Genomic DNA, 25,202 nt, shown 5'->3' on the forward strand with positions numbered 1-25,202 from the left:
TTTTTGGTACTACGTAAAAAAACGATGCCAGTTTTCCAGCATCGCTTCTCAAGTCAAGTTTTAGAACGAATGCTACGTTCTATGATACTAATCTTCGATTAACCCTTCGTCGTCGGCATCGGTGCCTTCGAGAACCGGATCAAGTAAAGCATTTTCGTCTTCAGCGATTTTTGCCCGAATTTTGCCTTCGATCTCACCCATTAACTCTGGATTATCGAGCAGTAATTCTTTTACAGCATCGCGGCCTTGTGCCAGCCGGCTCGTGCCGTATGAGAACCAGGAACCGGATTTTTTAACGATTTCCATCTCTACAGCCAAATCAAGCACTTCGCCAACTTTCGAAATACCCTGACCATACATGATGTCGAACTCAACCACTTTGAACGGAGCGGCTAGTTTATTTTTCACCACTTTCACTTTGGTCCGGTTTCCGATTACGTTATCGGCGCCTTCTTTAATTTGACCAATACGACGGATGTCGAGACGTACCGAAGCATAGAATTTCAGTGCGTTACCACCGGTTGTGGTTTCTGGGTTACCGAACATCACACCAATTTTTTCGCGCAACTGGTTGATGAAAATACAGCAGCAACCGGTTTTATTGATGGTACCAGTCAGCTTACGTAGGGCCTGCGACATCAGACGTGCTTGCAGACCCATTTTGCTTTCACCCATTTCGCCTTCGATCTCCGCTTTAGGAACAAGAGCGGCTACGGAGTCAATAACGCAAATGTCGATAGCGCCAGAGCTAATCAGATGCTCTGCAATTTCGAGCGCTTGCTCGCCGTTATCCGGTTGAGAAATGAGCAGATTTTTCGTGTCGATACCTAGTTTTTCCGCATAAACGCGGTCGAATGCGTGTTCAGCATCGATGAAAGCCGCCAGACCACCGGCTTTCTGCGCTTCGGCAATGCAGTGCATCGTCAATGTGGTTTTACCTGACGATTCCGGGCCATAAATTTCAACGACACGCCCCCGTGGCATACCGCCAATTCCAAGGGCTAAATCCAATCCCAACGAGCCAGTCGAAATAACCGGAACATCAACAACTTTACTTTCGCTCAGGCGCATAACGGTGCCTTTCCCGAAAGCTTTGTCGAGTTTCTCGATGGTGGTTTGGAGAGCTTTTAATTTACTTTCATTAGCAGATGCTGTGGCTTGCGCCGTATCTGTTTTTGCCATGTTAGGACGGTTGTTTAAACAGATAAAATTACCTAAAAAGGCCCGGATTACCAAACGATTTTTGAAAATAGTCTGGGCTTTTTCGGGCTTATTTTGAGTTGAAAAAATAAGCCCGAAAAAGCCCAGATATTCATCTGTTTATCAGGTAGTTGTGCAACAATTTTGTGCTACGTAATTAAAGCGCTGAATCGGCTGCGGTTGGCTGTTGCTGAGGAGCCGGTTGAGGGCTTTGAGCTGGAACTTGACCAGGCTGTGGTTGAGCCGGCTGATAACCCGGATAAGCCGACGTATCGCCATCAGATCGGGTAGGTGGACCAATGATTTCTACGGCTGAAATATAATATTTGGTTTCGCCGTTCCAGGGAAATTTAAGAATCTTTTCTTCGTAGTGAAGAGTTACGCGCTGCCCGGTTTTCACGGCGTTTGTAATCTGATTGGCCACTGCCTCGTCTTTTACCGAGAAATCGAAATATTGTGGTGTAAGTGAGCCTGTTTCTCCCGAAAAACCACCGACATTCAGAACGCCTTCGTAGGTTTTGAAGACAAAACCCCGGCGGCTAAATTTAGAGATGGTGCCAGCGCGTTCGCCATCGCTGTAACTCCAGCCGGTTAAGGCATATAATACACCAAAAACGACCAATAAAAACAACAGTAAATACAGTATTCCTCGCATAGATATAACTGGTTTAGTTGCGGCTTAAACGCCTGCAAATAGACAAAAATTTCGGATACGTTTTATTTTCAGGACTATATAGACCTAAAATTATTCGCTACGTCACTGCCTGATAACCCGTCTTTTCTGGTTCCTGTTCTAAAGTTTTGCCCTCAATTTCGTTACTTTGTGCCCGATTGCCTCTCTCGTCTAAGCGCTTGGTAGTCAAACATAACACGCCGGTACGCCGGAAACGATAAAATATTTTCGTTGTTAACCTCTCTTATTCTCTAAAATGAGTACCATTCAAAGCATTCATGCCCGGCAGATTCTGGATTCACGCGGTAACCCGACTGTAGAAGTAGACGTTCGTACCGAAACCGGTTTTCTGGGTCGGGCCGCCGTACCTTCAGGCGCATCGACAGGTACCCACGAAGCGGTTGAGCTCCGCGACGACGACAAAACGGTGTATATGGGCAAAGGTGTCCTGAAAGCCGTATCAAACGTTAACGAACTGATTTTCCCGGAACTGGTCGGCATTTCGGTCTTTGACCAAAGCATGATTGATAAAATTATGCTCGAGCTGGACGGTACGTCGAACAAAGGCCGTCTGGGCGCAAACGCTATTCTGGGCGTATCGCTGGCAGCAGCTAAAGCAGCCGCTCAGGAAGCTGGCCTGCCGTTGTATCGGTACATTGGCGGTGTAAATGCCAATACGTTGCCTGTACCAATGATGAATATCCTGAACGGTGGTTCACACGCCGATAATTCAATCGATTTTCAGGAGTTTATGGTTATGCCTGCCAATGCGTCAAGCTTTTCGGAAGCGCTACGTATGGGTACCGAAATTTTCCATACGCTGAAAGGTGTACTGAAAAAAATGGGCCTTGCTACGAACGTAGGTGACGAAGGTGGATTTGCGCCTAACATCAAATCGAATGAAGAAGCTATTCAAACGATCATTCAGGCTATCGAGAAAGCTGGCTACCGCCCAGGCGAAGACGTTTGGATCGCTATGGATGCTGCTTCTTCTGAGTTCTATGATGCTGAAACGGGCGTTTATCACTTCAAAAAATCAACAGGCGACAAACTGACGTCGAGCGAAATGGCAGGCTTCTGGAAAGAATGGGTTGACAAATACCCAATCCTATCAATTGAAGATGGTATGGCCGAAGACGATTGGAGCGGCTGGAAAGCACAAACCGACCTGTTGAAAGATAACAAAACCCAACTTGTTGGTGACGATCTGTTCGTAACCAACGTAACACGTCTTCAGGAAGGTATCGATAAAGGCATTGCCAACGCGATTCTGGTGAAAGTGAACCAGATTGGTTCGCTGACCGAAACGATTGATGCTGTTAATCTGGCGCACCGCAATTCGTATAAGAGCGTAATGTCGCACCGTTCGGGTGAAACCGAAGATGCTACGATTGCCGATCTTGCTGTTGCATTGAATACAGGCCAAATCAAAACGGGTTCTGCTTCACGTTCTGACCGGATGGCGAAATACAACCAGTTGCTACGTATCGAAGAAGAACTAGGCGAAACCGCTTATTTCCCAGGCGTTAAATTTTAATGCATAGGGCTTGGGGCAAGGGGCGGAGGATGAAATATTCCTACCCCTTGCTCCAAGCCCTTTGCCCCAGGCTCTTATGCAACAGAAACTGCTCCGCTACGTCCAGAATTTTTACGTGGCTACAGGCTTAAGTCTGTTAGTCTGGATGACGTTTTTCGACGCCAACGACCTGCCGGGGCAAATTCGGAACTGGTGGAAACTCCGTAAGCTCGAAAGCGATATTCGATTTTATAAAGAGCAGATTCAACTAGTGCAGAAAGAACGACGGGAAGTGTTTGGCAATGACCGTCTTCGCGAAAAATTTGCCCGCGAAAAATACCTGATGAAGCGGCCAGAAGAAGACGTGTTCGTCATTGTCGATGAAAATAATGAACCGCTGGAAAAATAATGAAGAATGAAGAATGGATAATGAGTAATAAGCTTTCAGGCTTCTCTCACATTATCCATTCTTCATTCTTCATTTTACATTATGATAAGCGTTCTCTTCGTTTGTTTAGGCAATATTTGTCGGTCGCCGGTGGCGGAAGGAATATTTCGACAATTAGTCTCAGAAGCAGGGCTTGACAAGCACATCAGTTGCGATTCGGCCGGAACATCATCCTATCACATTGGTCAGTTGCCCGATCATCGCACCCGCGAGAATGCAATTGAACACAATCTCCCGCTGACACATCGCGCCCGACGCTTTACGGGCGATGATTTTGCCCAGTTTGATTATTTCGTGGCCATGGATGAGCGAAATCTGGAAACCATCGAAAAGCTAAATCACCGGAGCACGGGATTACATACAAACGACACGATTTTTCTGCTACGTGAGTTCGATCCCGACGTTAACGACCAGCCCGACGTACCAGATCCTTATTATGAAGGTCCCGACGTATTTGAGGAGGTCTATCAGATTTCACTACGTTGTTGCCGGCAATTGCTTTCCTATTTAGTTGAACAACATAATCTTAAAGAGTGATTATTCGCTGTTGGCGATTGTTATGTAATTGACAGTCACTCTTTTGTTTTACTCTCTGCAACATGAATAAAAAAGTAATCCTTATAATTCTCGATGGCTGGGGAATTCCTCTTAAGCCAGAAGTATCTGCGATTCAGGCGGCTCATACGCCTTTCATGGATTCGCTTTATCCAAAATATCCGCATAGTACGCTCGAAGCTTCGGGTTTAGCCGTTGGTCTGCCTAAAGGCCAGATGGGAAACTCTGAAGTAGGGCACATGAATCTGGGCGCAGGTCGTGTGGTATATCAGGATTTAGTAAAAGTAAATAAAGCTGTTGAGGAGCACACGCTCGATCAGGAGCCCGTTCTGGTTGATGCACTTAACTACGCTAAAGCCAACAACAAGAAAGTTCATTTTATTGGTCTGGTTTCTGACGGTGGCGTTCACGCTCATATTGACCATCTGAAAGGATTGTTGTCAATTGCACATGCGCACGGGTTAACAGACGTATTTGTACATGCTTTCACCGATGGACGTGATACCGATCCTAAAGGCGGTATTGGCTATATCAGCGAAGTGCAGGCGCATATGGCGGCTACAACAGGCCAGATTGCAAGCGTAGTAGGCCGGTATTTCGCTATGGACCGCGATAATCGTTGGGAGCGAGTTAAAGTAGCCTATGATGCGATGGTGCATGGGGTTGGCCGAAAAGTAGTAGCCACTGATGTAACGAGCGCACTACAGGCTTCTTATGATGCCGACGTAACCGACGAGTTTGTTCAGCCGATTATTGTTGAACAGCCTGATGGTTCGCCTGTGGCTGTGATTGAGGAAGGCGACGTAGTATTATGTTTCAACTTCCGTACTGATCGTGGTCGGGAAATCACACAGGCGCTGACTCAGAAAGATTTCCCGGAGCAGGGTATGAAAAAACTCTCGCTCGATTATATCACGCTGACCAACTACGACAATGACTTTGTTGGTGTCAAAGTGATTTTTGATAAAGACAATCTGGCCAATACGTTGGGCGAGGTTGTTGCCAGCGTTGGCAGAAAGCAGATTCGAATTGCCGAAACTGAAAAGTATCCGCACGTTACGTTCTTCTTCTCAGGTGGTCGTGAAGAACCATTTGCTGGTGAAAAACGACTTCTTTGTCCATCGCCGAAAGAAATGGTGATTCTGGATGATCGGGGCGTTGAAATTACCGTGCCGGTAAAAACATACGATCAGAAACCCGAGATGTCGGCTTACGACATACGTAACACAATCATCCCGGAACTGGAAAAAGAAGAGGTAGATTTTGTTTGCCTGAACTTTGCCAATACGGATATGGTGGGTCATACTGGTGTCTTTGAGGCCGTTGTAAAAGCGGCCGAAACCGCCGATGCCTGCGCAAAAGACGTGACAGAAGCAGCTTTGAAACATGGCTACACGACCATTATCATTGCCGATCACGGTAACGCTGAGTACATGCTTAATGACGATGGTACACCTAACACGGCCCATACAATCAATCTGGTTCCCTGTATTCTGATCGACAATGAGTATCATCCAGCGTTAAATGACGGCAAACTGGCTGATATTGCTCCCACGATTCTACAGCTTATGGGTATTCCACAGCCTCCAGAAATGAACGGAGGGAGCCTGATTAAAGAATAACAACAGAGCCAACATAAAAATGACGTAGTAGACTACTACGTCATTTTTATGTTGGCTCTGTTGTATTAGTTTATGGGCAATTTTCGTAAGTATAAGATTCAATTACATGTGCCGGAGCTTGACCTATTTGGCCAGTAGCTGTGTACTGCGTGTAAGCACGATCTGTCTTTATTGAATACCCCTGCCTGTTTTTAACATACTCAAATTCCATTACTCCTTGTTTGAATGTTGGGCTAGTCCCAGCATAATAATTCCAATTTATAAATAATGCACTGACAGGAAGTACCGGTGAGGTTTCTGGTAAAAGTGGCGTTCCTAAAACGTATACATCATAAATAAAACTTTTTCGTGTAAATGCTGGCCAACCTTTAGGAGTAGGTAGTGCATCAAAATAAGCCTTGCCATTGGTGTATTCAAAAATATAATATTCAGTAGCTGATGGGTTGTTTATTGAGAATCGCTCAACTTTTATTGGTCGCTCTTGGGCATCATATTGAAAATTAATGTAATGCTGACGGTTTCGTTCATGATGTCGATAAATGAGCCCATTTTTAATTTCAAAAGGTCTATTTTCCTCTTTAGAATTTCCGTCAATCCACACATAGTCCGTCAATTTATTTGCTGAAAAAGAGTATATCTCAGTGTTGGCAAATGTGTAAATTTTAGTTACTTTAGCTAATTCGTTTAGTTGGTTATACTCGTATTTTGTAGTCCAACTACGATTTGACTCACTACTCAATTTCCCGTTCCTGTATTCATATTTTGTTATTAAGGTATCATAAGACATATCATTGAAGTTACGTATTTGAATGGTTGAAATCAGATATCCATTTGCATCATATATGAAATTAACTAGCTGAGGTGAACCGCCAGGACCATCAGTACTACTATAGTTCAGTAACTCCCCTGTTTTGGTATATGTCCAATTACTGATCTTTTTTCCAACGGCATAAGCCGTAGAGCGGCTTGTTAATCGGCAACCGTCAGAATTAAGAATGTCAGGTATATTGTCAGGAGGCTTGCATCCATGTATGAATAAGAGAACAATAATAACCTGAGCTAATAAAAGGCTCATATTCGTATATCGCATATTATTTATATGTATTGAAAATAGGTAAATAAATATACTAAAAAAGCCGTTGAGGATTATCCTGAACGGCTTTTTTATAACTATAAGTTTATGAGTTACATATCGAACAGAATCCGGGAAGGATCTTCCAGAATTTGTTTAACACGTACCAGGAAGCTAACCGATTCTTTTCCGTCAATGATCCGGTGGTCATACGAAAGCGCCAGATACATCATCGGACGAGCTACAATCTCACCATTTATGACAACTGGACGTTCGATGATATTGTGCATACCCAGAATTGCTGATTGCGGTGCGTTAATGATCGGTGTCGACAGCATTGAACCGAAGATACCACCATTCGTAATCGTGAACGTACCACCCGTCATTTGATCAATGGTCAGCTTGTTATCACGGGCCAGACCTGCCAGACGAACGATTTCTTTCTCAATTCCAGCAAAACTCAGCTGTTCGGCGTTCCGAATGATCGGAACGACTAAGCCACGGTCTGTTGAAACGGCGATAGAAATATCACAGAAATCATTGTAAATGATCTGATCACCATCAATCTGCGCATTAACTGCTGGGAAATCTTTCAACGCAATACAAATCGCTTTCGTGAAGAATGACATAAAGCCGAGACCTACGCCTTGTTTCTCCTTGAATTTGTCTTTGTATTTATTACGCAGATCCATGATTGGCTTCATATCTACCTCGTTGAAGGTAGTGAGCATAGCTGTCTCATTTTTAACCGCTACCAACCGACGAGCAATTGTCCGACGTAGTGACGTCATTTTTTCCCGACGCTGATTTCGGCTACCGGCTGCTGCGGGAGCAGGTGCTGGCGTTGCCGCTTTCTCGGCAGGTTTCGGGGTAGCAGGTTGGGCCGGAGCGGCTGGTGCCGACGTAGCAGGCTGCGATGGTGACGCTTTCTGGGCGTCTTCTTTAGTGATACGTCCACCTACACCTGTTCCCTGTACTTGTTGGGCATTTACACCCTTTTCGTCCAGAATTTTAGCCGCTGCGGGCGACGCATGATGTGCTGCATACCCATTTTGACCGTTCGAAGCAGCCGATTCTGCCACAGGTTGCTGAGCTGGTGGCGTTGCTGGAGCCGACGTAGCAGGAGCACCTGCACCGACTTCAATTTTTGCGATCAACGCACCAATTGCCAGTGTTTCACCGGCTTCGGCCATGATACGTAGCGTTCCGGCCGCTTCAGCAGGAAGTTCGAACGTAGCTTTATCCGATTCGAGTTCGCAGAGTACTTCGTCGAGAGCAACCTGATCGCCATCTTTTTTACTCCATGAAGCAATGGTCACTTCCGTAACCGACTCACCTACGGCTGGCACTTTCATTTCAATTACCTGACCACCGCCTGTAGCTGGTTTGGCCGGCTCGGCAGCTGCCGGAGCATCAGCAGCAGGCTGTTCAGCCTGTTTTGGCGATTCAGCTTTGGCTGGTTCCGAAGTTGGAGCAGGAGTGGGTGCTGCATCGCCCGTTTCAATTGTACAGATGCTGGCACCAATCGGCAATACGTCGCCTTCCTGCGCCAGAATATGCAGAACACCATCGGCTTCGGCCGTCAATTCAAACGTAGCCTTATCGGAGTCGAGTCCGCAGAGCACGTCATCCATTTTTACTTGGTCACCTTCTTTCTTGTACCAGGTGCCTACAGTTACTTCAGTGATAGATTCTCCCACTGGGGGGATTTTCATGTCAACGGCCATAGATGTTAGTGATTAGTCGATAGTGAGATCGTCGACAGTAAAAAAGCTACTTTCTGTCGACAATCTCACTAAAAACTGTTTTTATTCAAACGCTCTCCGAACAATATCGGCTTGTTCCTGGGTATGTATTTTGGGGTAACCGGTTGCAGGCGACGCTGCGGCTTTACGGGAAATAATTGGCCAGTTTAAGCCAATACGTAGCAAATAAGTCCAATAGCCCATATTTTCTGGCTCTTCCTGTACCCAGAAAATCTCGGCTTTCTTATAGTTTGCCAATATCGCTTCGAGTTGTTTTTTAGGCAGCGGTGCCAATTGCTCAAGGCGCACAATGGCTACATCGTCGCGTTGGTCGGCTTGCTGTTTTTCGAGCAAATCATAATAAACTTTACCGGTGCAAAGCAGTACGCGTTTTACCTTTTTAGCCTGCGCATAACTATCGTCAATGATTTCCTGAAAAGAACCTTTGGTGAGGTCTTCTAACGGAGAAACGCATTTTGGATGGCGTAATAACGATTTGGGCGACATAATAACCAGAGGCACCCGGAATGGCCACGCCAACTGCCGACGCATAATATGGAACAGGTTGGCGGGGGTTGATACGTTCGCTACGACCATATTGTACTCGGCATACAATTGCAGATAACGTTCAGGACGAGCGTTAGAGTGCTCTGGCCCCTGACCTTCGTAACCGTGTGGCAGCAGCAACGTAACACCATTCTGAATACCCCATTTCGATTCGGCGGCCGCAATAAACTGGTCGATGATGAGCTGAGCACCGTTCGAGAAATCTCCAAATTGGGCTTCCCAGATAACCAGTGCGTGTGGGTTCGCCATGGCATAGCCATACTCAAAACCCAACACACCGTATTCCGACAGCAGCGAGTTATAAACCTGAAACTTCTGCTGACCGTCTTTAATAAAATCGAGCGAAGAATACGTCTGATTCGTCTCGGCATCGTGCAGAACAGCATGACGGTGCGAGAACGTACCACGCTGCACATCCTGACCACTCAACCGAACGGGCCGACCTTCTGCCAGAAGCGAACCGTAGGCCAGCAATTCGGCCGTGCCCCAGTTCACCATTTTGGTGTCGGTCAGCATTGTTTTCCGGTCCTTCAACAGCTTATCGATCTGCTTCAATGGCTTGAAGCCTTCCGGTAATTTTACCAGCGCCTGACCAACAGTTTGTAATGCATCTTCCGAAATGCCTGTTTCCGGCGATTTATCGAAATCAACGGGTTCGCTAAACCGTAACTCGGCCCAGTCAAGATCCAGACGTAGTGGCTTATAAGGAATCTCTTCTTTTTGCTTCACCCGGTCCAGACGATCCTGCAACTGCTGCTTGAATTCAGAATCCATCCGTTGTGCCAACTCGGCATCAACATCACCACGTTTGATGAGCAGTTCTTTATACAACTCGCGCGGATTGGCGTGCTTATCGATGATGTTATACATCGTTGGCTGCGTAAACTTCGGCTCGTCGGACTCGTTGTGGCCGTACCGACGGTAGCAAACCATATCAATAAATACGTCACGGTTGAATTTCTCCCGGAATTCTACAGCCAGCTTGGCGCAGAAAATAACCGCTTCCGGATCGTCGCCGTTGACGTGGAAAATCGGAGCGTCAACGATTTTTGCTACGTCGGAGCAGTAAATCGACGAACGTGCATCGTCGAAATCGGTGGTGAAACCGATCTGGTTATTGATCACGAAATGAACTGTGCCGCCAGTTTGATAACCGGGCAGCTTTGCCATCTGCGTTACTTCATACACAATCCCCTGACCAGCCACAGCGGCATCACCGTGAATCAGAATCGGCAGAATTTTCTTGAAGTCGCCATTGTATTCTTCATCGGCCTGCGCCCGCACGAATCCTTCTACAACGGGGTTAACCGCTTCGAGGTGCGATGGGTTAGGAGCCAGTTTTACGCTAATTTGCTTGCCCGATTTAGTTTCGGTCAGGCTCGAATAACCGAGGTGGTATTTTACGTCGCCATCGCCATGAACCTGATTTGGTACGTTTCCTTCGAAACCATCGAAAATAGATTCATACGATTTGCCCAGAATATTGGCCAGTACGTTCAGACGGCCCCGGTGAGCCATACCAATCATCACTTCTTCGACGCCCATATCAGCCGAATGACTAATAATCGTATCAAGCGCGGGAATGGTTACTTCACCACCTTCGAGCGAAAAACGTTTCTGTCCGAGGTATTTTGTAGCCAGGAAGTTTTCGAAAACGGTTGCTTCGTTCAGCTTTTCGAGAATACGTTTTTTCTCGTCGAGCGTTGGTTCAAAAACAAGCGCTTCCTTCTCGATTTTATTCCGCAGCCAGTTCTTTACGTCCAGCTCACGGATGTACATGTATTCAAAACCTATTTCGCCCGCGTAAATCTTACGGAGCGATTCCATAATCACGCGCAACGTAGCGGGTCCGATGCCGAGCAATTTACCCGATTCGAAAACGGTATCTAAATCCGCATCCGAAAGCGCGTAGTCAGGCAGGTCAACGCGTGGCTGCCGATCTTTCCGATCTTTGAGCGGATTTGTTTTGGCCAGCAGGTGACCGCGTGAGCGATACGCTTTGATTAAGCTGGCTACCGAAACTTCCTTCTCGGCGTGGCTGGCATCTACAGGTTTACTAGCAACAGCTTTTCCGTTGCCATTTGCGGGTGTTCCGTTGGCGGTTTCGCCGTAGGTTAATGAAAATTCAAATCCTTTGAAAAATTGCTGCCAACTTGGGTCAACCGATTGAGGGTCTTGCTTATAAGACTGATACAGTTGATCTACGTAGGCCGCGTCGGAATTTGCTATATATGAGTACTGATCCATGACGGGGGCGCGTCGTTGTTTTGACCTGCAAAGGTAGCGTATAGCCCAAACAGTTTACTCCAAAACCTACTGTTTTTATTTACTTTTCTTACAGATTCGACGGCCTTACTCAGACAACAACGTAGCGGGCATTTTAGTTGGCAAAATCCCAACACAGTCAAATTCGATTTCAGACCGATAAGTTATAGGGTAAAAAGGCATTATCTCGTGGGGTCGGTGCTTATATTTGACCGTAAATCGTGCCATTACCCCGCTTATGACTGTTCCAACTGACGCTACTTCTTCTCCTTCTTCATTCGTACAGCGAGGGCAACGGGCCTTAGGCGTTCGGCCCGAAGAAGGCCAGACGGTATGGTTATTTTTTCTGCATAATTTTCTGCTGGGCATTGGTACCATTCTGATCTACGTAGCGGCCAATGCCATTCTGCTCGAAAATCATCCTGAAACCAGTTTGCCATTGGCCTACGTAGCATCGGCCGTTTCGATGATTCTGGTGGGCCGGGTTTACGCTTATTTCGAACACCATCTGGTATTGCGAAAACTAGCTACACGGGTGTTGGTAGCGGCTGTAGTCATGACCATTGTGGTAGCGGTGCTGGTGCTGTTCGGGCACTCGGTGGCCGCTGCCGTAGCGATTATGACGGGTTATCGGATCATCTATCTGCTAACCAACCTCGAATTCTGGGGCGTTTCGGCTGTGGTATTCGATACGCGACAAAGTAAGCGTCTGTTTGGCGTTATTAGCTCCGGCGATATGCCAGCCAAAGCTGCGGGGGCTATTCTGGCGGCTCTGGTGCACGCCCACGCCGATGTGCTACGTCTGCTAATCGTGGCTTTTGGCGCGTTTCTGGCGGCACTCTACGTATTGCATCTCACCATTCAGTCGCACGATGTACACGCGCCCCATCAGGTGAGTCGGGCGGTGGGTAGAGAACCATCGCAGTTGATCGGACAACGATTTGGCGGGAGCGAACTCGTTTTTTACATGTGCCTAAGTATGGCGGCTCTAGCTGCCGTAGCCACTGAAATTGAGTACAATTTCTTTATCAACGTAAAGCACCGATTTCATAGTCAGGTCGATGTGATTCACTACGTTAGCTACGTATTGGCACTAACGTATGGGTTGTCGATGCTGGCAAAATTGCTCCTGTCGCGGCAAGCACTTGATCGGTTTGGCGTGCAACGGTCGCTGGTGGTTTTGCCGTGGATGGCGCTTATCGGGCTGGGAATCTTAACGCTGTTGAATCAGTGGGTCACTAACGAAACCGTACTGCTGATTTACTTCTGCGGACTTTACCTTGTTTTCGAAGTGATACGTCGGGCGCTGTTCGATCCGGTATTTCTGGTTCTGTTTCAACCGTTGCTGCCTCCTCAGCGACTCAAAGGCCATACGCTGGCGAAAGGGCTTTATGAACCGATTGGGTTAGGCGTTGCGGGTTTCCTGATTTTTGCCCTGCACGCTACGCTCGAATCCTGGGTTCCTTTGGTATGGGCTGGCCTGATGGTTGGCGCAATCTGGCTGTTACGTCTGACCTACCGAAAATATCTGGCCGAGCTAAACGACGCCATCGGTCGCCGGTTTCTGGAGCGTGACCAACTGGCCATGCCAACCGTAGCGCAGAAAAGTCTGGTTAATCTGCTGAAAAGCCCGAAACCGGAAGATGTAGTTACGGCTATTGACTGGTTAAGCGTACACAATCCAAAAGAACTGGCTGAGAAAACGCCCGAACTGCTCAACCATGCCCATACCAGCATACGCGAACGAACATTACTGGCGGCTGCACGACTTGAACATCTGGTCCCGGTTCGGCAATTGAAACAGATTGCGTTGACCGATACCGAACCGACGCTACGTCAGCAGGCGGCTTATTTGTTTGGTCGACAGATTACGGCCGACCCTTCCGAACTGGCTCCGTTTATCCATCACACCGATTTATCAATTCGGCAGGGCGTAATCAAAGGGATTCTGGAACTGAATCCGCACAACACTACGGCTCAACAGGCGTTGACGAAATTAGCCAACGATACGAATCCGGAACATCAGGAAATAGCCCTGAATCTGATCGGTACGTTACGGTTGAACGACCTTGCTACGTTGGTGAATCAACGGTTGAAAAGCACCAGCCCCGACGTAGTGAAATCAGCAATAAAAGCGGCTGGCCATCTGTCGAACGCTGAGCTGACAACTTATCTGCTCGATAAACTAACGGATAAGACATTGGGGCATCGCGCACTCGATGCGCTTAAAGAACGAGGGGCTTCGTTGATTCCGTTGCTACGTAAGCAGGCACAGCAATCGCCCGACAATCGGCAACTGCTCGAACGAATAGCTTCTATTTGCGGGGCCATCTTCACGCCCGAAAGTCGATATTTTTTGAACCAGCTTGCGCAAAATAAAGACCTGCGCCTACGTGGAGCGGCTTTGCGGGCGTTACGTCGTTTCCCGGATATTGCAGAAGATGATGACATTTTTCGAGCACTCATGCATGAAGAATTGGCGCTGGCACAACGACTGCTGCACGGTAGTCTGACCAATCCAGAGTTGACCGAAACGCTTGATTACGAACTATCAATATTGATTCAACGACTATTTGATATTCTTACCCAGTTGTATCCGTCCGATACCATTGCCGGTGCACGAATGGGAATCGACCATCCCGCGCGCGAACGTCGGGCCAATGCACTCGAAATGCTCGATAATCTGATTCCAAGAGCTACGTACCAAACTCTACAAGTGCTCGTCGACGAACTATCCAGAGGGGAAAAAGTACGTATTGTCGATGCGGAATTGAACTCGTTTGTAGAAAAGGAGCCAATCCAACGCTTTATTCTACGAACGGGTGAGGCCGTATTTACCGCCTGGACAATCAACACCGTATTACGTAATTTACCTGACGAAGAAGCACAAACAGCCCGGCAATCGCTGGAGTCACGCTTTTCTACTTTATCTCCGTTACTTATGAGCCATTCAGCCCATCTGACCGATCAGATTTCTGCTTACGACCGCGTATTGCTGCTGGCACGTACCAGCCTGTTTGCGCAAACGCCTGAGAACGTACTGGCCAGCATCACGCCCATTATGCGCGAAGAAGCGCACGTAGCAGGTGAGGAGATTTTTCAAAAAGGTGATTTAGGTACAGGAATGTATGTCATTTACTCAGGTGAAGTTGCGATTCTGGATGGCGAAACCGAACTGGCCCGATTTAGCCGAGGTGATTTCTTTGGCGAACTGGCGCTGCTAGATACTGAAGCCCGGTCGGCTACAGCCGAAGCCGTTACCGATGTACGACTGCTACGTATCGATCAGGACGATTTTTACGATTTGATGGAAGAACGTAGCGAAGTACTACGTAGCATTGTCCGAAGTCTATCGGGACGTATCCGTCGGCAGAACGAGATTATCACCCAAGCACAAACGAAATAAAGGCTATGAACTGGTCAGACGGACAATCTTACGTATCGATCGGGATCGCTGTTTTCTTGGTTAACCAGGTTCGGGCAATTCTGGATACCAAAACACGGCTTCCTGTTTGGGATTTCTATTTTCAAAAGGTCTGGCTGGTGGGATTTGGCTTGATGGCGCTCGGCGAAATTTTTCCTGAGCCGTGGCGAATCTGGTTCTGGCTGATTATTTTCGGAGCCGTGGCTTATACCACTCGCCAGCTTCGTGAGCTACGGATGTCGCGAACAATATTACTGGCTATTGCACCATACACAGCCCTTATTTTTGTTCGGGATGTAATAAAATTCGTTACGCCGTCTTTCTACAAATCGATCAATAGTTATCTTGAATCAGCCAGCGTATTTGCGGTTATCTGGTTAGTAACGTTCTTATTTATAGCCCGAAATCAGAAAAAAACGCTGGAGAAAGACCAGTTGGAACGGGAGCAGGAAGCCCAGCAACGACGTATTATTGAAGCCAAAAAAGATGAGCTTGAATATCAGGTTTCGCTACGTACCGCCGAAATTACCCATCAGAAAGAAGAACTGGAAAAAGCTCTCGTTGATCTGAAAGCTACCCAAACCCAACTTATTCACAGTGAAAAAATGGCTTCGCTGGGCGAGCTTACGGCGGGTATTGCCCACGAAATACAGAATCCGCTCAACTTCGTCAATAATTTCTCCGAAGTAAGTATCGAAATCATCGAAGAGCTGGCCGAAGAACAAGCCAAACCCAACCGTGATACAGAGCTTGAGGCTGAACTGTTGGCTGACCTGAAGCAAAACTTGCAAAAAATTACGCATCACGGCGGACGGGCTTCGTCTATCGTGAAAGGTATGCTTCAGCACTCACGGGCAGGCAGTGGACAGCGCGAACCCGCCGATTTGAACGCATTAGCCGATGAGTACCTACGATTAGCGTATCATGGATTACGAGCGAAAGACAAAACTTTTAATGCTACGCTCAACACCGATTTCGACAAGTCGCTGGGAAAAGTAAGTGTCTTATCGCAAGACCTCGGCCGTGTGTTATTGAATCTGTTTACGAACGCGTTTTATGCGGTGCAGCAACGGAAAAAAAATCAGAACGAGCCGGGCTATCAACCAACCGTAACCGTTACAACTCGCTGCACCAACAAACGGGCGGTTATTACAGTGCATGACAACGGCACGGGTATGCCGGAAGCAGTGCAACAGAAGATCTTTCAGCCTTTTTTCACCACCAAGCCTACGGGCGAAGGCACCGGATTAGGCTTGTCGCTGAGTTACGATATTGTTACCAAAGGTCATAACGGCACCATCAACGTAGTGAGCAAGGAAGGCGAAGGCACTACGTTCACCATTACGTTACCAGCTTAAAAATTAACTGTTGATCCGGTACGTAGCAGCTAATGGCCATTCTCTTCGAATTGGTCACTGTTTTTGCTCAACTATGAAGTATTTTCTACTTGTTTTTTTCGGCTTGTTCGCGCTCTTGCAGCGGAGCTACGCGCAACAAAGTCTACCGCCGGTCTATGAAATCAAGACAGATACGGCAATGCTGACGCCTGATACTACGTACTTCCAAATACTGGAAGATCGGGCGGAAAAATTGACGTTCAATCAGGTTCGACAAAGTACCAAATTCGTTCATGATTCATTTTACAATCCAAATCGACAGTCTCGTGTGTACTGGATGCGAATGCGCGTGCGAAATTCGATGCCCCACAATCTGGCGATCTATCTCTGTGAATTTAATGGAAGCTATCTGGACTTATACTGGCAAAGAGCAACTAACCAGTGGCAACATGAGCGTACAGGTAGATTAATTCCAGAAAGCGAGTTAACAAAACAAAATCGGTCCGAACGTAATCGTATTCTTATAAACCTGCATCCTGGTCAGGAAAAGACATTGTATCTACGTTCGGCCAGAGCTTTCTGGGAGGCCCCACTTTGGTATCTGTCGCCAAAATTGCAGACTCAGCAGGACCGAGCTAATCGATATTATACATTTACGAAGGTAGAAGGAGACTGGGAAAAGGTATTTTATGATGGTATTAAACTCGGAGTCCTGTTGTTGGCGGTATGTTATAACCTACTCATTTTCTTTTCGATACGGGATCGAGTCTATCTTTATTTTAGCATTTGTCTTTTTTTCTTTACGCTGGATCGGAGTGCAGACCGGCTTCAGGCAATTTTCTTTGTCGAACAGCCTTACCTTTTTGGTCTGGTACGTAATTTCTTTTTCTTTATCTACTTCATCTTTTTTATCCAGTCGATTCGAAAATTTATTCAACCAGCAATCCAGTTTGCGCCACTCAATCGAGTCCTTTCGCTAGCGTTATTATTAACTGTGTTGGGAAATATGGCCCTGTTCGCTGCGTTCACCTTTCCAACATCGCCATTTAATGAACTAACACTACTGGTTGAAATACTGATTCGGGTTACCTATGTGTTGCTGGCTATTCTAATTATCAGAACAATGAATAAAGGGAGTGTAGATGCTCGATTTGCATTAGTTGCTACGCTTCCTCTTCTGATTTTCTGGCTATATACGCTCTCTAGTGCTTTAGCTGTTTACTTCTTTAACTCGGCCATATTTGGCTTGCCCGATTATACATTCTATTATATTGAAGGCGTCTGCTTGGCCTGGCTAGTTATTGTTTTTTCTAGTGCTCTACTCAATCGTTACAATCTGACTCGAAAACAGGTAATAAAGCAGGCTATTGAGAAAGAACAACTGGAAAAAGAACGCGAAATTGAAAAGAATCGCCTGATTGCCAGCCAGAATGAACAGCTGGAAAAACAAGTCGAAGAACGCACTCGCGAGTTAAAAACCACGCTCGAAAATCTGAAAGTAACCCAAAACCAACTGGTTCAGAAAGAGAAGATGGCGTCGCTGGGCGAGTTGACGGCGGGGATTGCGCACGAAATTCAAAATCCACTGAACTTCGTCAATAACTTCTCCGAAGTAAGTGAAGAACTTGTGGAAGAACTGAAAGAAGAACGGGCAAAAGGGGAGAAGCGGGATGAAGAGCTGGAGAGCGAATTGCTACAGGACTTAAGCCAGAATCTCCAGAAAATTTCGCAACACGGAAAACGAGCCAGCAACATTGTGAAGGGAATGCTCGAACATTCCCGTGTTTCTACCGGCAAACGTCAACCCACCGACCTGAACGCGCTGGCGGATGAATACCTACGGTTATCCTATCATGGCTTACGCGCCAAAGACAAAACATTTAATGTGGAGTTGGTGACAACGTTCGATACGGACCTTAGTCCGATAAATCTGGTGCCGCAGGATATTGGCCGTGTGTTATTGAATCTGTTTATCAATGCGTTTTATGCGGTGCAGCAACGGCAGAAAAATCAGAACGAGTTAGGCTACCAGCCAATCGTTACGGTTACTACGTACTATGCGGACAAGCGGGCGGTCATTACAGTGCATGACAACGGCACGGGTATGCCGGAAGCAGTGCAACAGAAGATCTTTCAGCCTTTTTTCACCACCAAGCCTACGGGCGAAGGCACCGGATTAGGCTTATCGCTGAGTTACGATATTGTTACCAAAGGTCATAACGGCACCATCAACGTAGTGAGCAAGGAAGGCGAAGGCACTACGTTCACCATTATGTTACCAGCTTAATTGTAGAGCTAATAACAGATCATTCTGTGTCAAGTAATCTGACCACTACGTTTCGAAATCGGTTATGGATAACAGGTCGATTCTGGTAATTATTCGCCTACCCGTTTTGCCATTCTGCGGAATTTTGGCCAGATAACGCTTTTCGATGAGGTAAAAAGCCAGCACAGGTTGCTTGTTGGGCCGAAATCGGTGCCTAATTTTGGGATTGCGTATTACTATCGACCAGTACGTGTATGAACTGACCGGGCAAAGGTGATGATTGGCTGACTTCGGACTACTAATGGATGACAGCAGGAAGAATACATGGAGACGTAGCCTCCACATCACACTGAAAACTACGCAAATTTTCTATCTTTAGGATTAGCCCAGCATACGGATGAAAATACTAGTTGTTGACGACGAAACAGACGTAAAAGACCTTTTTGAGCAGCGGTTTCGTCGCGAGATTCGCAGTGGTGAAGTTGATCTGAAATTCGCTAATTCTGGTGAAGAAGCGCTGACCTATCTGAACAATCATACGTCGGAAGTCATTCTTATTTTATCCGACATCAATATGCCGGGAATGAGCGGCTTTGAATTGCTACGTCATATTCGGGAAGATTTTCAGGAACCGCCACCACCTGTGGTGATGATGATTACAGCCTATGGCGACCCCGATTCGCAAGAGCAGGCAGTTCAATTAGGCGCTAATGATTTTTTGACCAAACCGCTCGATTTTGCGGTTCTCAAACAAAAACTTCGTGAGGTGGCATGACGGCGAAAATCTTAGTTGTTGACGACGAAACCGATCTGGAATTACTCATCAAACAGAAATTCCGGCGTCAGATTCGCGAGAAAGAATATGAATTTGCGTTCGCCCACGATGGCCACGAAGCACTTGATATGCTGGCGCAGCAGCCGGATATTGACATGGTGCTGACTGATATTAATATGCCAGGTATGGATGGGTTGACGCTGCTGGTGAAACTGCACGAGAACAATCCGATGCTTAAAGCGGTGATTGTGTCGGCTTATGGCGATATGGATAACATCCGAACAGCCATGAATCGGGGAGCTTTCGACTTCGTAACGAAGCCTGTCAACTTCGAAGATCTGGAGCTGACGATGCAGAAAACAATGGAGTACGTCAAGCAACTTCGGCAAACGTTGCAGGCCATTAAAGAGAATAATATTCTGCGGATGTATGTCGATGAGTCGGTGCTGACGTTTATGAATCGCCCCGAATTTGAAAAAGCACTGTCGGCCAACGAAGTTGTCGTGGCAACAGTCCTGTTTATCGATATATGCGGATTTACAGCTATTTCCGAACGCGAATCACCGGATACCGTTGTTCGGCTGGTCAACCGTTATTTCGACGTAATGGTTAAGGAAATAATTGCGCAGGAAGGGCTCGTTGATAAATTCATGGGCGATGCCGTAATGGCCGTTTTCCGGGGCGAGTACCACCTCGACCGGGCTATTGAAGCCGGATTGGCAGTACGGGCGCAGATTTCGAAACTGGAAGATAATCTGCTCAACAATTCAACGTATCACCCGGAAGTATCGATTGGTATTAACAGTGGCGAAATGGTTTCGGGCAATATTGGTTCAACCACGCTACGTCGGCTGGATTATACAGTTATTGGCGATGCCGTTAATACCGCTCAACGTTTGCAGGCCGTTGCGCAGCCTGGGCAGATTGTGATTTCGGAGTCTGCCTATCAGCAAATTGGTGAATCTTTTCCTTGTGAACGTATCGGCGAAGTAAGTCTGAAAAATAAGTCTGATGCGGTAGTGATTTATAACGTATTGGGGTAATAATGAACCCCAATACCTTGCTTTCTACTGCTTATTTGAATAGTCCCGTTTTCAACGCTTTGGCAACTGCTTCAGACTTCGAATTGACGTGTAATTTCTCGTAAATATTGACAATGTGGGTGCGAACAGTTCCCATGCTGATATGGCAATGATAGGCGATAAGTTTGTAGCTGTCGCCTTCTACCAGTCGTTGTAGTACTTCTTTCTCCTTCTCGGTTAGTAAGAAATCATTTGATTTTGGTTGGCGAAATGCTTCCAGTACTTTCAGCGCAATAGATGGCGTCATGGCGGCACCACCTGACATTACTTCGTGTATAGCATCAATAATTTTATCGGCGGGTGTTTTCTTCAACAAATAACCTACGGCACCGGCAGAGATAGCGGCAAATATTCGCTCTACGTCCTCAAACACCGTTAGCATTAGAATTTTCGGTTTCGTTGTTTGCCCTCGTATTAGTTTAACCGCTTCGATGCCGGTACGTCCGGGCATATCGATGTCCATTAGAATCACATCGGGCTGACTGTTTTTAACGACGTCAACGGCCTGTAGCGCATTCGGATATTGCCCGGTCACAATTAAATCGTCGGTAGCGTCGAATACCAGCGCGAGCGTTTCTCGTAGGGAATCGTTATCATCGAAAATGGCAATCCGTATCATAGCATAACAAAAGGTGTGGATAGATAGGCTCCAGATACCTTTGCTGCTTACTAAAGTGCAGAGAGGCACGTGAGTTACCTTATTTATCAGGGAGATTTAGCTAAAGCGATCCAGGCGGGGCTAGGAATAGTTTGGACGTTGGTGCTGCGAAACGCAGTATTCCTGTGGATGTGTATTGTAGAGTCTGCGTATAGCCTGTATAATTAGGCGGAATACGTACCGTATTTTGAAGTACGGCTGTTATGCCAGGGCCGGGCAAACAGTAGCAACTCCATACGGCTGGACTGTTCCAATCACCGTCAGCAACTGAATACAGGCGGTTTTGTGGCACTTCGGTTTCTACGGCACCCATATCGATCTGGCCTCCCTGAATACGTGGAGCGCCATCTACATCGGCGGGCCCAGTATCGGCTGTTGTGCTGTAAGGGTTGCCAATATTGAGAACGTAGCTTGTTGGGCCAGGCGTAAGATTATCAGGCCCGAGCGAAGGATTTACATCAATATTTCGGAAGCCATCCGTACACCAGCTTTGGGTAGAACATCCCTGAATATCAGAGAAATCGGCCCGAGGTTTATAATAACCAAACGACTCTACGCCGGGAGACGTAGCGGTTGCATTGTTTCCCCAGAGAATAGTATTAAGCATATAAAGGGAAGGCAAATCATCAGTCGTGCTCGACGTATTATTCTGATAAATAGCACCACCATTACGGGCGCTATTTCCGGTCAAGGTAGAGTTCACCATGCCAATGCCAACGTTGGCCGTAGTAGAAGTAGTGAGACTAAAAATAGCTCCGCCCTGATCGGCAGCGTTGTTATAGAACCAACTGTTACGAATGCTCAAAGACAGTTGTCCGCCTGCGGTTCGGTTGTACACAGCTCCGCCCCGTCCACTACCCGAAGGGGTAGCCACATTGCTGGTAAACTTACACCGCTCCAGCGTAGGTTGCATCGTTACGTTTGGCGAACTCAGATTATCGATTGCTCCACCACTTATTGTTGCCGAGTTACTTTGGAACGTACAACCGGTCAATACCGGGCTGATCGTCAGCGTATAACCGCTGGCGGGTTCGTTGCTCATTGCACCACCACTCTGTTGTGCTACGTTGGCCGTGAAAACACAATTATTGATTGTTGGCGACGCATTGCCGTTGTTATAGATGGCTCCTCCGTTACGTGTGGCGCGGTTGTTCAGGAAATAACAGAACGTTAATTGAGGGTTGCTGATACGTGTCGGAAAGGCTTCGTTCAGACCGGAGCCACCGCCGAAATTAGCCAGCCCGGCACCGTTTGAAGCCTGATTGTTAATTAGATGCACCCAGTATAAGATTGGAGTCACTAGTGTTTGAACCGTATTGACCATCAGAATTCCGCCACCATATAAATCGCGGTTTCCATTGCCCGTTACGACCGTATTTGCATTTCCCCCGGTTATGATGAGACCTTCCAATATAACCGACAGGGCGTTTGGCATGGTTACTACGTGATACGAGTTATCACTGAAATTACCGGCAACGCCCAGATCTCCCGATAACGTAGTGGTCGATGGAGCCGTTACGCGGGCATTAGGGTTAGCGCCCGTACCCACATAACCTCCCCGAATACGTAAGCCATTCGGTACGAGAAATGTACGACGTCGGGGATTGGCATTGCTGAGATTGCCGTCCTGATCGCGGGTCGGATAATAGATACCCTGTGCTATTCGAACTTCATCGTTGAAGACCGAATTATTAATCATCGCCTGCAAATCGGCAGATGCATTTGCCCACGAAGAACCATCGCCGGTGCCGCTGGCTGTTTGCCTGACGTAGCGTGTAGCCTGTGCAAATCCTGCCGAACTAATAACCAGATTGAGGAGAAAGAGGACGAAAAATGTAAAGCCTTTTATCATGACAAAAACCTGTAAGTAGTATCAAATTTAGTCAGTTGGGGGCCTATGTTTTTTGGGTTTTCAACGCATTGATACGTTTTAACAGACTTTTAATGAGCCCACATAGTTCTACAAAAATAGAGCGGATACGAGCGGAAGAAAATCGGATAAATGTATGATATAAGACGTAGTAGCCGCACTTAAAAGGAACGTAGCAATACGCTGATGTAGAAAGATTTAGTTTGTCATTACCAGTTGTAAACGGGTTCCCTGCCCCGGCGCCGATAATACGTCTAGTGTGCCACCAATGGCCTGAGCGCGTTGCTGCATACTGGTTTGGCCGGTTCGCTGGCTGGAATGAGACGTATCGAAACCGCGCCCGTTGTCTTCAATCAGTATTTGCAAACGGTTATCTTTTCGTTCAAACCGCACCGTCGCCTTCGTCGCTTCTGAATATTTTATGAGGTTGTTAATAGCTTCTTTACCAATTAAATACAGGCTTCGACGTACTTCCATGGAAACCGGAAAATCCGTCAGTTTATCGTCGATCTGAAATGAAAACTGAATTTCTTTGGATTCCATAAGCGGCTGCGCATACTCCTGCAACCGCAACCCGATACGTAACAACGAATCGTTGCCCGGATTGATCGTCCAGATGATCTCATCGATCGACTCAAGAATCTGACGGGCATCACTGTAAATCTTCTGCACCATCTTCTGGGCCGATTCGGGTCGGTTCTGGCTGAGCAACGTATTGGTGTGGCCGCTGAGCATAGAGATGGAGGAAAGAGTGCTACCCACCTCATCGTGCAGATCATGAGCGATCTGTTTACGTAGCGTCTGGGCTTCCTGAAGTCGCCGGAGTTTAGCCCGATTCAACAGCCAGGCACTGACGGCTGCGCCCAATAGTAATAAAAGAGCGGCTCCCGCCAGCCAGATGTTGTTGCGTAGCTGGATCTGTTCGTTTTCCTGTTGGTTGATTTTGGCCTGTTGCTGGAGGAGTTGAATGCGGGCTTCCTTTTTTTGGGTTTCGTACTGAGCGATGAGCCGCTGGACTTCGGCATTGGTGCGCACGGCGGTGGTGGAGTCGATACGTTGGTTGCGCTGGAGTTGAAAGACATAGGCTTGCTGGAAGTTTTTCATGCCCCCATACAAATCGGCCAGCCCCTGCGTATAAATGGCAATCTTGTTTTTATCCTCCAGCTCGTTGGCCAGCGTGAGCGCCTTTTTCATATATCGCTCGGCCAGTTTGTAGTCTTTTAATTCTTCATACACTTGCCCCAGATTGAAATAATCGGTTGTCATTGCCGACTTGTTCTCTTGTTTGCTGGAAAGCGCTAAAGCTTGTTCTATAGCATGTTTGGCGTCTTCGAGTTGTTTCAGTTTTCGCAGGGCGAGACCCGTATTCACTAAAATATCAGACTGGAGTAGTTCTGAACCTGATTCTCTGGCATGCCCGAGAGCGGCTTTATAATAGGTCAGCGCCTTATTTTGCTTCTCCAGATCATCGTAACATTTGCCGATATTTTGCTCAATAATAGCCAGACCATACGGGTAGTTCAACGGTTTCGTGAGCGACAGGGCCTGCTGAAAATATCGAATAGCTTCTTTCGGCCGCTTCGTTTCTTTCAATGCAAGCCCGATACCGATATAGGTATTTTCATTTCGCGGCACAACGTTATATTGCTCCTGCATACGTAGCGAACGAAGAGAAATAGTCAACGCTTTTTCGTGCTGATTCAGGTTGCGATACGCCGTTCCCAGGTTCGTCATGGCGTTCGCTATCATGCGGGGCGATAGCTTATGCGTTTCGGCAATAGCCAGTGCTTTCTGAAGATAGTCCAGCGTTTGCTGCGGGTGATTGGAGAGGTAATAATTGGAACCCAAGAACGTATTGGCCTGATAAATACCGCGACCGAAATTCAACTTGATACCCAGTTTCTCGGCTACACGTAGCAACGAATCGGCCCGGTCATAATTTGCTTTCTGGCGGGTTGTTAAACTGCCCAGCTTAAGAAGCGCATCTACGTAATTTGTATCCGTCGGTGTATGACTATGAACGTAGCTTTCCAGAGAATCCAGTGATTTCGGGATTTGCGCAACCACTACCGAACCTGTGGCGACGGTCAGAAAAATAAACAGAGCGATACGTATGCAGCCCTCCAT

Annotated in this window: 17 protein-coding genes; 9 read left to right on the forward strand and 8 right to left on the reverse strand. The window is 47.0% G+C overall.

Translation table 11 applies throughout. From position 1 onward, the window contains the following. Positions 1 to 87: 87 nt before the first annotated feature. Positions 88 to 1,182, reverse strand: a complete 1,095-nt coding sequence (recA, locus tag ACYVD4_RS29525) for a recombinase RecA (RefSeq protein ID WP_460951770.1) — start codon at positions 1,180 to 1,182, stop codon at positions 88 to 90. A gap of 175 nt (positions 1,183 to 1,357) precedes the next feature. Beyond that, positions 1,358 to 1,855 (reverse strand): hypothetical protein, encoded by a 498-nt coding sequence (locus ACYVD4_RS29530; protein ID WP_460951772.1) that lies wholly within the window; start codon positions 1,853 to 1,855, stop codon positions 1,358 to 1,360. A gap of 274 nt (positions 1,856 to 2,129) precedes the next feature. Between ACYVD4_RS29530 and eno the strand changes: the two genes are divergently transcribed. From eno to gpmI, 4 genes are all read left to right on the forward strand, one after another. Then, the gene (eno, locus tag ACYVD4_RS29535; RefSeq protein WP_460951774.1) at positions 2,130 to 3,410 is read left to right on the forward strand and encodes a phosphopyruvate hydratase; all 1,281 of its coding nucleotides are present in this window, start codon (positions 2,130 to 2,132) and stop codon (positions 3,408 to 3,410) included. Positions 3,411 to 3,486: 76 nt separating this feature from the next. Then, positions 3,487 to 3,798: a septum formation initiator family protein gene (locus ACYVD4_RS29540; RefSeq protein ID WP_460951775.1), complete on the forward strand. Its 312-nt coding sequence runs from the start codon at positions 3,487 to 3,489 to the stop codon at positions 3,796 to 3,798. 81 nt (positions 3,799 to 3,879) lie between these two features. After that, positions 3,880 to 4,374: a low molecular weight protein-tyrosine-phosphatase gene (locus tag ACYVD4_RS29545; protein WP_460951776.1), complete on the forward strand. Its 495-nt coding sequence runs from the start codon at positions 3,880 to 3,882 to the stop codon at positions 4,372 to 4,374. Between the two features lie 62 nt (positions 4,375 to 4,436). After that, on the forward strand, positions 4,437 to 6,014 hold the full coding sequence (gene gpmI, locus ACYVD4_RS29550; RefSeq protein ID WP_460951778.1) for a 2,3-bisphosphoglycerate-independent phosphoglycerate mutase: 1,578 nt from the start codon (positions 4,437 to 4,439) through the stop codon (positions 6,012 to 6,014). Positions 6,015 to 6,084: 70 nt separating this feature from the next. Here the strand turns inward: gpmI and ACYVD4_RS29555 are convergent, their stop codons facing one another. From ACYVD4_RS29555 to ACYVD4_RS29565, 3 genes are all read right to left on the reverse strand, one after another. Further along, on the reverse strand, positions 6,085 to 7,089 hold the full coding sequence (locus ACYVD4_RS29555; protein WP_460951780.1) for a hypothetical protein: 1,005 nt from the start codon (positions 7,087 to 7,089) through the stop codon (positions 6,085 to 6,087). 110 nt (positions 7,090 to 7,199) lie between these two features. Then, entirely contained in the window at positions 7,200 to 8,813 is a 1,614-nt protein-coding gene (odhB, locus tag ACYVD4_RS29560) for a 2-oxoglutarate dehydrogenase complex dihydrolipoyllysine-residue succinyltransferase (protein ID WP_460951782.1), read from the reverse strand. An 81-nt stretch (positions 8,814 to 8,894) separates the two neighbouring features. Further along, on the reverse strand, positions 8,895 to 11,645 hold the full coding sequence (locus ACYVD4_RS29565) for a 2-oxoglutarate dehydrogenase E1 component (RefSeq protein ID WP_460951783.1): 2,751 nt from the start codon (positions 11,643 to 11,645) through the stop codon (positions 8,895 to 8,897). A gap of 256 nt (positions 11,646 to 11,901) precedes the next feature. Between ACYVD4_RS29565 and ACYVD4_RS29570 the strand changes: the two genes are divergently transcribed. From ACYVD4_RS29570 to ACYVD4_RS29590, 5 genes are all read left to right on the forward strand, one after another. Further along, on the forward strand, positions 11,902 to 15,069 hold the full coding sequence (locus ACYVD4_RS29570; protein WP_460951784.1) for a cyclic nucleotide-binding domain-containing protein: 3,168 nt from the start codon (positions 11,902 to 11,904) through the stop codon (positions 15,067 to 15,069). A gap of 5 nt (positions 15,070 to 15,074) precedes the next feature. Then, positions 15,075 to 16,445, forward strand: a complete 1,371-nt coding sequence (locus tag ACYVD4_RS29575; protein ID WP_460951785.1) for a sensor histidine kinase — start codon at positions 15,075 to 15,077, stop codon at positions 16,443 to 16,445. A gap of 73 nt (positions 16,446 to 16,518) precedes the next feature. Then, positions 16,519 to 18,711 (forward strand): sensor histidine kinase, encoded by a 2,193-nt coding sequence (locus ACYVD4_RS29580; protein ID WP_460951787.1) that lies wholly within the window; start codon positions 16,519 to 16,521, stop codon positions 18,709 to 18,711. A gap of 376 nt (positions 18,712 to 19,087) precedes the next feature. Then, on the forward strand, positions 19,088 to 19,465 hold the full coding sequence (locus tag ACYVD4_RS29585; protein ID WP_460951789.1) for a response regulator: 378 nt from the start codon (positions 19,088 to 19,090) through the stop codon (positions 19,463 to 19,465). Beyond that, positions 19,462 to 20,508, forward strand: coding sequence for an adenylate/guanylate cyclase domain-containing protein (locus ACYVD4_RS29590; RefSeq protein WP_460951791.1), 1,047 nt, complete (start codon positions 19,462 to 19,464; stop codon positions 20,506 to 20,508). Before ACYVD4_RS29585 ends, ACYVD4_RS29590 begins: the two co-directional genes overlap by 4 nt. A gap of 31 nt (positions 20,509 to 20,539) precedes the next feature. Here ACYVD4_RS29590 and ACYVD4_RS29595 read toward each other — a convergent pair whose 3' ends face one another. The 3 genes from ACYVD4_RS29595 to ACYVD4_RS29605 form a co-directional block, all read right to left on the reverse strand. Continuing rightward, positions 20,540 to 21,166 (reverse strand): response regulator transcription factor, encoded by a 627-nt coding sequence (locus ACYVD4_RS29595; protein WP_460951792.1) that lies wholly within the window; start codon positions 21,164 to 21,166, stop codon positions 20,540 to 20,542. 100 nt (positions 21,167 to 21,266) lie between these two features. Continuing rightward, the gene (locus tag ACYVD4_RS29600; protein WP_460951793.1) at positions 21,267 to 23,057 is read right to left on the reverse strand and encodes a hypothetical protein; all 1,791 of its coding nucleotides are present in this window, start codon (positions 23,055 to 23,057) and stop codon (positions 21,267 to 21,269) included. 216 nt (positions 23,058 to 23,273) lie between these two features. Beyond that, a complete protein-coding gene (locus ACYVD4_RS29605) occupies positions 23,274 to 25,202 on the reverse strand; it encodes a tetratricopeptide repeat-containing sensor histidine kinase (RefSeq protein ID WP_460951794.1) in 1,929 nt (642 codons plus the stop codon).

This window comes from Spirosoma daeguense (assembly GCF_054776875.1).